Annotated in this window: 6 protein-coding genes; 2 read left to right on the top strand and 4 right to left on the bottom strand. The window is 70.9% G+C overall.

Going from position 1 to position 6,563, the window contains the following annotated elements; all coding sequences use genetic code 11:
- Nucleotides 1-1,299 (bottom strand): MmgE/PrpD family protein (locus ACTHL9_RS09610; protein ID WP_440518657.1); only part of this gene is annotated, 1,299 nt, incomplete at its 3' end.
- Nucleotides 1,292-1,945 carry a GntR family transcriptional regulator gene (locus ACTHL9_RS09615; RefSeq protein WP_440518658.1) on the bottom strand — a complete coding sequence of 218 codons (654 nt, stop codon included), beginning with the start codon at nucleotides 1,943-1,945 and terminating at the stop codon, nucleotides 1,292-1,294. The genes ACTHL9_RS09610 and ACTHL9_RS09615, both read right to left, overlap by 8 nt.
- A gap of 100 nt (nucleotides 1,946-2,045) precedes the next feature.
- Between ACTHL9_RS09615 and ACTHL9_RS09620 the strand changes: the two genes are divergently transcribed.
- Entirely contained in the window at nucleotides 2,046-3,875 is a 1,830-nt protein-coding gene (locus tag ACTHL9_RS09620) for a gamma-glutamyltransferase family protein (RefSeq protein ID WP_440518660.1), read from the top strand.
- A gap of 9 nt (nucleotides 3,876-3,884) precedes the next feature.
- Here the strand turns inward: ACTHL9_RS09620 and ACTHL9_RS09625 are convergent, their stop codons facing one another.
- Both ACTHL9_RS09625 and ACTHL9_RS09630 read right to left on the bottom strand, forming a co-directional pair.
- Nucleotides 3,885-5,300 carry a DUF1731 domain-containing protein gene (locus ACTHL9_RS09625; protein ID WP_440518662.1) on the bottom strand — a complete coding sequence of 472 codons (1,416 nt, stop codon included), beginning with the start codon at nucleotides 5,298-5,300 and terminating at the stop codon, nucleotides 3,885-3,887.
- Nucleotides 5,301-5,309: 9 nt separating this feature from the next.
- On the bottom strand, nucleotides 5,310-5,849 hold the full coding sequence (locus tag ACTHL9_RS09630; protein WP_440518663.1) for a MarR family winged helix-turn-helix transcriptional regulator: 540 nt from the start codon (nucleotides 5,847-5,849) through the stop codon (nucleotides 5,310-5,312).
- Nucleotides 5,850-5,950: 101 nt separating this feature from the next.
- Here ACTHL9_RS09630 and ACTHL9_RS09635 point away from each other — a divergent pair, with 101 nt between their 5' ends.
- The gene (locus ACTHL9_RS09635) at nucleotides 5,951-6,508 is read left to right on the top strand and encodes an NADPH-dependent FMN reductase (protein ID WP_440518664.1); all 558 of its coding nucleotides are present in this window, start codon (nucleotides 5,951-5,953) and stop codon (nucleotides 6,506-6,508) included.
- Nucleotides 6,509-6,563 lie beyond the last annotated feature (55 nt).

A 6,563-nucleotide genomic window follows, 5' to 3' on the forward strand; every position in this document is an offset into this window, starting at 1 on the left:
GACCGCGATCTGGTCCTCGATCACCGTCCCGTCGGTCAGGGTGATGGTCACGGAGCCGCCGAAGGCCTTCTCCGCGATGTCCAGGGAGTGGTACCGGCGGGTCCACTCGGGGTCCTCCTCCGTGGTGACCTTGCGCCACAGGGCCACGGTATCCGGCCGGGCGGCCCGGGCGGGGGCGTAGGAGTCCACGTGGTGCCAGGCCCCGTCCTGCAGGGCCACGGCGAAGATGTACGGGATGGAGTGGTCCAGGGTCTCCCGGGAGGCGGTGGGGTCGTACTTCTGCGGGTCGTTCGCCCCGGAGCCGATCACGTAGTGGGTGTGGTGGCTGGTCCGGATCAGGATGCTCTCGACGTTGGCCGGGTCGGTGGCCTCGGGGTGCTCGCGGTGGAGCTTGCGGGCCAGGTCGATCCAGGCCTGGGCCTGGTACTCGGCCGAGTGCTCCTTCGTGTAGGTGTCCAGGATCGCCCGCTTGGCCTCGCCAGGGGCGGGGAGGGGGACCTCGTAGGCGGCGTCCGGGCCGTCCAGCAGCCAGGCGATGACGCCGTCCTCGCCCTCGTAGATCGGCACCGGGGACGTCTGGCCCCGCATCGCCCGGTCCACCGCCTCGACCGCCATCTTCCCGGCGAAGGCGGGGGCGTGGGCCTTCCACGTGGAGATCTCGCCCTTGCGGGACTGCCGGGTCGCGGTCGTGGTGTGCAGGGCCTGGCCGATGGCCTGGAAGATCGTCTCCACGTCGAGTCCGAGCAGGGTCCCGATCCCGGCCGCGGCCGAGGGGCCCAGATGGGCGACGTGGTCGATCTTGTGCTTATGGAGGCTGATGGCCTTGACCAGGTCCACTTGGACCTCGTACCCGGTCGCGATCCCGCGGATCAGGTCGCGGCCATTCGAGCCGACGTGCTGGCCCACGGCCAGGATCGGGGGGATGTTGTCCCCGGGGTGGGAGTACTCAGCGGCCAGGAACGTGTCGTGGTAGTCCAGCTCCCGCACCGCGACCCCGTTCGCCCACGCCGCCCACTCCGGGGAGACCCGCTCGGCGATCCCGTACACGAGGGCGCCGCGGCCGCCGGTGGAGGCCGGATGCGAAAGGGCCTGGGCCCGGGCGGAGACGATCGGCGCGCGGTTGAGGGAGGCGATCGCGACGGAGGCGTTGTCGATGATCCGGTTGATCACCATCTCGGTCACCTCGGGAGTGACCTCGACCGGGTCGGCGGCGACCTTCGCGATCCTGTACGCGAGCTGCTCCTGGCGCGGGAGCTTCTCCTCGCTGCGGTAGACGCGGACCTTGTGCAGCTCAACCATGGGTTGCTTCCTTCGCTTGGGTGGATCTGATGTGCTTGAGGCTGTTGCTGAGGTGCACAGCCGTCGCAGCGGCGGCGAGCTGCGGGTCGCCGTCGGCGATGGCCCCGGCGATCGCGGCATGCTCGACGGCGGCCTGCCGCAGGCGCGCCGCGTCGTCCTTGGCGAGTCTGCGCACCCGGGCAAGGTGCACGCGCAGGCCCTCGAGCGCCTGGGAGAGGTAGTCGTTTCCCACGGCCTCATCGATGGCCTCGTCGAGTTCGGCGACGAGGGCGTAGTACTCGTGGCGCTGCGGGTCGTCGTCGCTCAGGAGCGCCGGCGCCGCGGCGAGGCGTTCGCGCAGCGTGCCGAAGCGCTGGCCGCTGCTCTTGCGGGCAGCCAGGGCGGCGGCCTTGCACTCGAGCGCCTCGCGGAGCTCGAAGAGCTCCCCGAGCCGATCGAGCGAGATATCGCTGACCACCACGCCGCGTCCCCGCTGCGACGTCGCGAGCCCGTCCGCCATGAGGCGGGCGAGGGCCTCGCGGAGGGGAGTCCTCGACACCCCGAGACGCTCCGCCTGCTCGACCTCGCCCAACACCGTCCCGGGCGCGAGACGCCACTCCACGATGTCGTCCCTGAGGGACGCATAAGCTCGGTCGCTGGCCTTCACGATGTATACATTGACAGGGGAAGCCTGCAGAATCAAGAGCCACTCGCCGTCGATCTCGTCTTTCTGTATACAAACCATCGGCTGGGACTAGCGTGGAGCTGTGAGCTTCACGACTCGGCCCGAACTGACGGGCACCTTCGGGATGGTCTCGGCGACTCATTGGGTGGGCGCCCAGGCTGGCATGGCGATGCTTGAGCGGGGCGGGAACGCGGTCGACGCCGCTGCTGCCGCCGGCTTTGCGCTGCAGGCCGCCGAGCCGCAGCAGAATGGGCCCGGCGGGGACATGACGCTCATCCTCGCCAAGCGTGGCGGGGATCCTCAGGTCCTCTGTGCCCAAGGGCCCGCGCCCGCCAAGGCAAGTGTTCCAGCCTTCCGGGCCCTGGGCCTTGACCACGTGCCGGGAACGGGACTCCTCGCGGCCGCGATCCCCGGCTCGACGCTCGGATGGCTGACCCTGCTGGCCGACCACGGAACGCTCAGTTTCGGGGAGGTCGTCGAGCCGGCGCTGCGCGTCGTGGAGGAAGGGCTCCCAGTCAGTGCCCGCCTCGCCGCGGTCCTTGACCGCATGGCTCCACATTTCCTCGCGCACTGGCCCAGTTCTGCGGAACTCTATGCCCCCGACGGCGCCCCCCTCGCGGAAGGCATGATCCTGCGCAACCCGCCGCTCGCACGCACTTGGCGACGCCTTGCTGCGGAGGAGCGGGCCGCCGTCGGCCGCGGAGCGCAGCGCACGGAAGCGATCGACGCCGTCGTCCGTGCCTGGGCGGAAGGCTTCGTCGCTCACGCCGTGGAGGCCTTCTGCCGGATCCCGCAGCGGGACTCGAGCGGGCGCTCGCACGCGGGACTCCTGACCGCCGATGACCTCGCGGGGTGGCGCCCGCACTACGAGCCCACGGTCTCGCTCGATTTCCGCGGCTGGACCGTGCACAAGTGCGGGTTCTGGAGCCAGGGCCCCGTCTTCCTCCAGCAGCTGGCCATCCTCGATGCCGTCCCGGGTTTCGGGGAGGGCCGCCTCGCGCCCGGCACCGAGGGGTACGTGCATACCGTGATCGAGGCGACCAAGCTCGCGTTCGCGGATCGGGACGCGTGGTACGGGGACGGAGGAGAAGTTCCCGCGGAGGAACTCCTCTCGCCCGAGTATGCCGCCGAGCGCGCTCGCCTGATCGGAGCGTCCGCCTCTCTTGACGTCCGTCCCGGTACGCCCGGAGGTCGCACCCCTCGGCTCCCCGATCTCCGCGTCCGGGGTGCCTTCGAGTCCGCGGGCCTGAATGGGCTCGGCGAACCCAATGCTGTCCGCGCCCTCCTCGAGGCCGAGTCGCTCCCCGGTCGCGACGGGCGGGCGCGAACGGATACGGTCCACGTCGACGTCGTCGATCAGTGGGGAACGATGGTCTCCGCGATGCCGAGCGGGGGATGGCTCTCGAGTTCACCGGTCATCGCGGAGCTCGGGTTCCCGCTCGGCACCCGGCTTCAGATGGCCTGGCTCGAGGAGGGGCTTCCCAACACGCTCGCTCCCGGGCACCGCCCGCGTACCACCCTCTCACCGTCGCTCGCCACGCGCGGCGGCGAACCCGTCCTCGCGTTCGGCTCTCCCGGCGGCGACCAGCAGGACCAGTGGCAGCCCCACTTCTTCCTCGAGGTCGCGCTCTGCAGCGCGGGGTTGCAGGAGGCGATCGAAGCTCCTGCCTTCCACTCGGTGCACCTGCCCTCCAGCTTCTACCCACACGAGGCGCAGCCAGGGGTCGCGCTGCTTGAGGGGCGCTTTCCCCAGGAAGTTATCGACGGGCTCCGCGGACGCGGTCATCGCATCGGGGTCAGTGGCCAGTGGCAGATCGGGCGTCTGTGCGCCGTCGCCCGCGACCCGGCCACCGGGGCTCTCCGCGCTGGGGCCGACCCGAGGGGGATGTCCGCCTACGCCATGGGCCGCTGAGATGCTCCCCTAGGCCTTGAGTTCGCGGAAGGCGCTCGCCAGCTGGGGGTAGTCGAACTGGAAGCCCGCCCGTCGGAGCACGCCGGGGACCGCCCGGATGCTGTCGAGCGCGAGCTGCGGGTTGGTGCGCAGCACCGCTGCAGCGACCCGCAGGAGGCCCGCTGGCGCCGGGATGCCCACCGGCATCCCCACGAATTCGCGGAGGTGCGCCATAAGCTCCCGATTCTGGGCGGGATAGGGGGCGGTCGCGTTGATGACCCCTCCTGGCAGGGGCACGACGACCTCGCCAGCGGACGGCACCAGTCCCAGAGCGGCCCTCGCAATCCGCAGCCAGTCCGCGGCGTGGATCCAGCTGAACCACTGCTGTCCCGTGCCGAGCGGGCCGCCGCCGCCCATGCGCGCGACCGCGGCAAGCCTCTCCATGATCGCCGCCTCGCGGGCGAGCACCACGGCGGTGCGCATCACGGTGAGCTTCTCGGCCGGGGCTCCCTGGACCGAGTCCTCCCAGGCCCGGACGACGGCGGCGAGCCCGGGAGCATGGGGCGGTGGCGGCGTCGACTCGTCGAACTCCTCGGGCGAATCGCCGTAGATGCCGACCGCGCTCTGCTGGAGCCAATGGCGCGGCGGCGTGGGCCACGAGCGGCTCGCCTCGACAAGGGCTCGTGTGGGCTCCACGCGGGAGGCCTCGAGCTGCGCAAGGTTCTCGGGCGTCCCAGGCATGTCCAGGCTCACGCCGGAGAGATTGACGAGGTCGAGCGCCGGTTCGGCGGCCAAGCGCTCGCTCCAGGCTCCGGGGCTTCGGCCGTCCCACAGAAGCTGCTCGAACGGCGACCGCTCGGGCGTGCGGGTCAAGAGCGCGACGCGCCGACCGTCGCAGACGAGGTCCGCGGCGAGCAGCCTGCCGAGGAAGCCCGAGCCGCCGGCGATGACGGTGAGGGGAGCGCGGTCGGAGGAGCCGCCGTCGTCCGCCGCTGCGTCTGCCGTCTCTGCCGAGGCGAGCCGGTAGAGGCGTGCGCACTGGGCGGCGAAGCCGCGCACGAGGGGTTCGCCGGCCGTGAGGCCGAACTGCTGGGCGAGCGGGCCCTCGAGCGTGACCCTCTGGGTGAACACTGTTCCGCCGTGGCGCTCGTCGAGAGTCCATTCGATGCTCTGCGTCCCGCCCGGCTGGGGCTGGCGGAGCACGAGGCGGCGGCCCGGCTCCGTGGCGGCCACCTGAAAGGCAGGGGCGGTTCGGCGGTGGAGCGGGCCGAGGAGGCGGTGGGAGGGGGCGTAGCGGCCCGCGGTCCCTTCCCGCAGCGGGCCGTCGAGGCTCGCGGCGCCCACGGCGGGGTTCCACTCGGGCCAGCGGTCGAGCTGTTCGAGGACCCCCCACAGGCGATCAGCGGGGAGGCGGAACCATTGCGAGGTGGTGCGCTGCCAGGTCACCCGGCCAGTCTAGGGCTCCTCCCCGCAGGAGATGTCGCACTCGCCGCTGGCCTCGATCGCCGCCGAGATCCGCTGGCACGCCTCGCGGAGCGCATCCTGCTGCTCCGAGGTCAGCGGTTCGAAGACCACGCTGCGGACGAACTCGACGTGGCCGGGTGCGGCGTCGACGATCGCGCTCCGACCGGCGGGGGTGAGAGCGATGTCCTGACCTCGGCCGTCGTCGGGCGAACAGGCGCGGGAGATGAGCCCTTTGGCCTCCATGCGCCGCAGAAGGTGGGAGAGGCGGCTGCGCCCCCACCCGAGATTGCGGGCCGCAGTGCCAGCTCTGACCACGCCGCTCGGGTCGTCCGACAGCGTTGCGAGGACGGAGTATTCGGGCCCGGAGAGACCCGCGTCGCGCAGGAGTTGGCGGTCGACGGCGGGCTGGAGCCCCCAGAGCAGGTGCCGGAGGGCGAGCCACACCTCGCGCTCGCGGGCGTCGAGCCATTGCGGCGCGCGCGCCGTTTCGTCCACGGCAGCGGTGCCCTCCGCTGGCGCGTGTGCCTCCATAGGGTCCCCCGAGTGGTGCGTAACTTAACTTGACGCATCAATCATATCGGTGTATCCCTGAAATCACCAAGGTTTGGTTGATGCGTCAATTAGGAGGAAGCGTGACCAGGATTGCCATTGTCACCGGCAGCACGCGAGACGGCCGGAAGAACCGTCAGGTGGCCGAATGGGTGCTTGCGAAGGCGCAGGAGCGCGACGACGCGGAGTTCGATCTCGTCGACATTGCCGACTATCACCTTCCGCTGCTCGGCGAGCCGGCGCGCGAGCAGGGAGTGGCCTCGGTGAAGGAATTCTCCGCCCGGATGGACGAGTTCGACGGCTTCATCTTCGTGACGCCCGAGTACAACCACTCGGTCTCGCCCGCTCTCGCCAATGCGCTGAGCTACCTCAAGCCGGAGCTTGCGAACAAGGCGGCAGGGATCGTCTCCTACGGCTCCGCATTCGGAGCCCGGGCCGTGGAACACCTGCGAGGCATCCTGTCGGAGCTGCAGGTCGCTCATGTGCAGAAGACCGGCCTGTTCTCGCTCTTCGTCGACTTCAAGGACGGCGCCTTCGCCCCGAGCGAGCTCCAGGCCGCCTCGGTGCTTCCCGTCTTCGATCAGGTGGTGCTCTGGGCCAAGGCGCTCGAGACGGTGCGTGCCGAGGCCGCCGTCGCCTGATCCCCTCCGCTTGCGCCCGGGGCCGGTGGGGGGTGGGGGGGAGGAGCAAATCATG

The sequence above is a fragment of the Sinomonas sp. genome (genome assembly GCF_051955515.1).
GTDB lineage: Bacteria > Actinomycetota > Actinomycetes > Actinomycetales > Micrococcaceae > Sinomonas.

Excerpts from the sequence above, each read along its gene's own strand:
- ACTHL9_RS09630 (WP_440518663.1), bottom strand. The coding sequence starts at position 5,849 with ATGGAGGCACACGCGCCAGCGGAGGGCACCGCTGCCGTGGACGAAACG.